The sequence below is a fragment of the Roseovarius albus genome, from assembly GCF_900172335.1.
GTDB lineage: Bacteria > Pseudomonadota > Alphaproteobacteria > Rhodobacterales > Rhodobacteraceae > Roseovarius > Roseovarius albus.
In genome coordinates this window covers 2,501-5,876 of the sequence record NZ_FWFX01000029.1, presented here as the reverse complement: position 1 = coordinate 5,876, position 3,376 = coordinate 2,501, and the positions used below count along the sequence as shown (strand labels likewise).

2 rRNA genes are annotated in these 3,376 nt (G+C 51.5%); both read right to left on the bottom strand.

The features are described from left to right. Positions 1 to 87: 87 nt before the first annotated feature. Positions 88 to 202 (bottom strand): 5S ribosomal RNA (gene rrf / locus ROA7450_RS20575). 87 nt (positions 203 to 289) lie between these two features. After that, positions 290 to 3,118: ribosomal RNA gene (locus ROA7450_RS20570) — 23S ribosomal RNA — on the bottom strand. Positions 3,119 to 3,376 lie beyond the last annotated feature (258 nt).

Genomic DNA, 3,376 nt, shown 5'->3' with positions numbered 1-3,376 from the left:
ATCCACAAAAAGAGCTTCGCTTGGGGGGCGGCTGTTTTGTATTTTTTGATTTTGTCATCGATTGAGAGATACGGGGGATTTTATTAGGTTTGGCGGTGACTTACTCTCCCACGCCTTAAGACGCAGTACCATCAGCGCAAAGGCACTTAACGGCCGGGTTCGGGATGGGACCGGGTGTTTTGCTCTCGCTATGACCACCAAACCGAATAAAATCCCCTTGATCCAAGTCAAGCTACTTATGTGTGTATGCTTTTGATTTTGATATGTAATAGTCTGGCTATTACTGGATCAAATCAAGCCTATCGGACAATTAGTACCGGTCAACTGAACATGTTACCATGCTTACATCTCCGGCCTATCGACGTGGTGGTCTACCACGGTCCTCAGGGATACCTTGTTTTGAGGGGGGCTTCCCGCTTAGATGCCTTCAGCGGTTATCCTGTCCGAACATAGCTACCCAGCACTGCCGTTGGCACGACAACTGGTCCACCAGTGGTTCGTTCACCCCGGTCCTCTCGTACTAGGGGCAACTCCTCTCAAGTATCCTACACCCACGGCAGATAGGGACCGAACTGTCTCACGACGTTCTAAACCCAGCTCACGTACCTCTTTAAACGGCGAACAGCCGTACCCTTGGGACCTGCTCCAGCCCCAGGATGAGATGAGCCGACATCGAGGTGCCAAACACTGCCGTCGATATGGACTCTTGGGCAGTATCAGCCTGTTATCCCCGGCGTACCTTTTATCCGTTGAGCGATGGCCCTTCCACTCGGGACCACCGGATCACTATGGCCGTCTTTCGACTCTGCTCGACTTGTCAGTCTCGCAGTCAGGCTGGCTTCTGCCATTGCACTCAACGAGCGATTTCCGACCGCTCTGAGCCAACCTTCGCGCGCCTCCGTTACGCTTTAGGAGGCGACCGCCCCAGTCAAACTACCCACCACGCAGGGTCCCGGATCCGGATAACGGACCGCGGTTAGACTTCAAACAGAACAAGGGTGGTATCTCAAGGGAGACTCCACAGAGACTAGCGTCCCTGCTTCAAAGTCTACCACCTATCCTGCACATGTTGTGTCTGAAGCCAGTGCGAAGCTGTAGTAAAGGTGCACGGGGTCTTTCCGTCTAACCGCGGGAAGCCTGCATCTTGACAGGCAATTCAATTTCGCTGAGTCTATGTTGGAGACAGCGGGGAAGTCGTTACGCCATTCGTGCAGGTCGGAACTTACCCGACAAGGAATTTCGCTACCTTAGGACCGTTATAGTTACGGCCGCCGTTTACCTGGGCTTCAATTCAGAGCTCTCACCCCTCCTTTTAACCTTCAGGCACCGGGCAGGCGTCAGACCCTATACGTCGTCTTGCGACTTCGCAGAGCCCTGTGTTTTTAGTAAACAGTCGCCACCCCCTGGTTTGTGCCCCCAGCCCCTAGTTGCCTAGGAACCGGGCCTCCTTCTCGCGAACTTACGGAGGTATTTTGCCGAGTTCCTTCAACATAGTTCTCTCAAGCGCCTTGGTATTCTCTACCAGTCCACCTGTGTTGGTTTAGGGTACGATCTTATGATGGAGCTATTTCCAGGGACCAATTAGCGGCCCACCCAATCCAATAAGGGTGAACAACCTTCATGATCCGTCACTTCCATCTGGCCCAGGAATATTAACCTGGTTCCCATCGACTACGCCTTTCGGCCTCGCCTTAGGGGTCGGCTTACCCTGCTCAGATTAGCTTTAAGCAGGAACCCTTGGACTTTCGGCGAGAGTGTCTCTCACACTCTTTGTCGCTACTCATGTCATCATTCTCACTAGTGATCTCTCCACGGGATCGCTCACGCGCCCGCTTCATCGAAAGCCTCTCTCCTCCAATACTTCCGAAGAAGTTAAGGAGGAATGAGACTATGTCACACTACGCTCTGCTACCATGCACTATGTGCATCCTCGGCTTCGGCTCATGGCTTGAGCCCCGTTACATCTTCGCCGCAAGACATCTTATTTAGACCAGTGAGCTGTTACGCTATCTTTAAAGGATGGCTGCTTCTAAGCCAACCTCCTGGTTGTTTTGGACGTCTCACCTGCTTTCCCACTTAGCCATGAATTAGGGGCCTTAGCCGGAGGTCAGGGTTGTTTCCCTCTCCACTACGGACGTTAGCATCCGCAGTGTGTCTGCCATCTAGTACTCCTCGGTATTCGGAGTTTGGTTAGGATCAGTAAGCCTGTGGGGCCCCATTACCCATCCAGTGCTCTACCCCCGAGGGTATTCGGATGACGCTCTACCTAAATAGATTTCGCAGAGAACCAGCTATCTCCGAGTTTGATTGGCCTTTCACCCCTAGGCACAGCTCATCCCGATCTTTTTCAACAGATGTGGGTTCGGTCCTCCAGTAAGTGTTACCTTACCTTCAACCTGGCCATGCCTAGATCACTCGGTTTCGGGTCTGATCCATCTAACTCATTCGCCCTATTAAGACTCGCTTTCGCTGCGCCTACACCTAACGGCTTAAGCTTGCTAGATAGACCAAGTCGATGACCCATTATACAAAAGGTACGCCGTCAGCTCGCAAGGAGCCTCCGACTGATTGTAGGCGTTCGGTTTCAGGTACTGTTTCACTCCCCTCGTCGGGGTGCTTTTCACCTTTCCCTCACGGTACTGGTTCACTATCGGTCAGTAAGGAGTACTTAGCCTTCGAAGGTGGTCCTCCGATCTTCAGACAGAATTTCACGTGTTCCGCCCTACTTAATACGTCCAATCATGCTTCATATACGGGACTATCACCCACTATGGTCGTGCTTCCCAACACGTTCTATTCACACTCATGGCTCGGCTGGTCCCCGTTCGCTCGCCGCTACTAGGGGAGTATCAATTGATTTCCTTTCCTCCGGGTACTTAGATGTTTCAGTTCTCCGGGTTTGCTTTTATAAACCTATGTATTCAGTCTATAAATACCTGTTTCAGCTGCCTATTGATAACCGAAGTTAACAATAGAGAACTGTCAGGTGGGTTGCCCCATTCAGAAATCCATGGATCAAAGCTTATTCTCAGCTCCCCATGGCTTATCGCAGAGTATCACGTCTTTCATCGCCTCTTACTGCCAAGGCATTCACCAAACGCCCTTCTCGCGCTTGATTTGATCCAGAAAAAGCAAGACTTGCGTCATGCGCGACACGGAAGCTGGTCAGCACCGCATCTTTATCTCTGAACCAAAAGCATACTTTCCCGCCCGCTTCATGTCGGTGAAGCGGACAATGAACAATCTTGCGATTGTTCTGGTTAGTGTACTTGACTTGGACAACTCTGTTCGTTTCAGCTGGCAGACATATGGGAGGTCGAGGAAACAACCTATACATATGCTCGCGTCAGACCTAAGTCTTCGGCACCAAACTGAG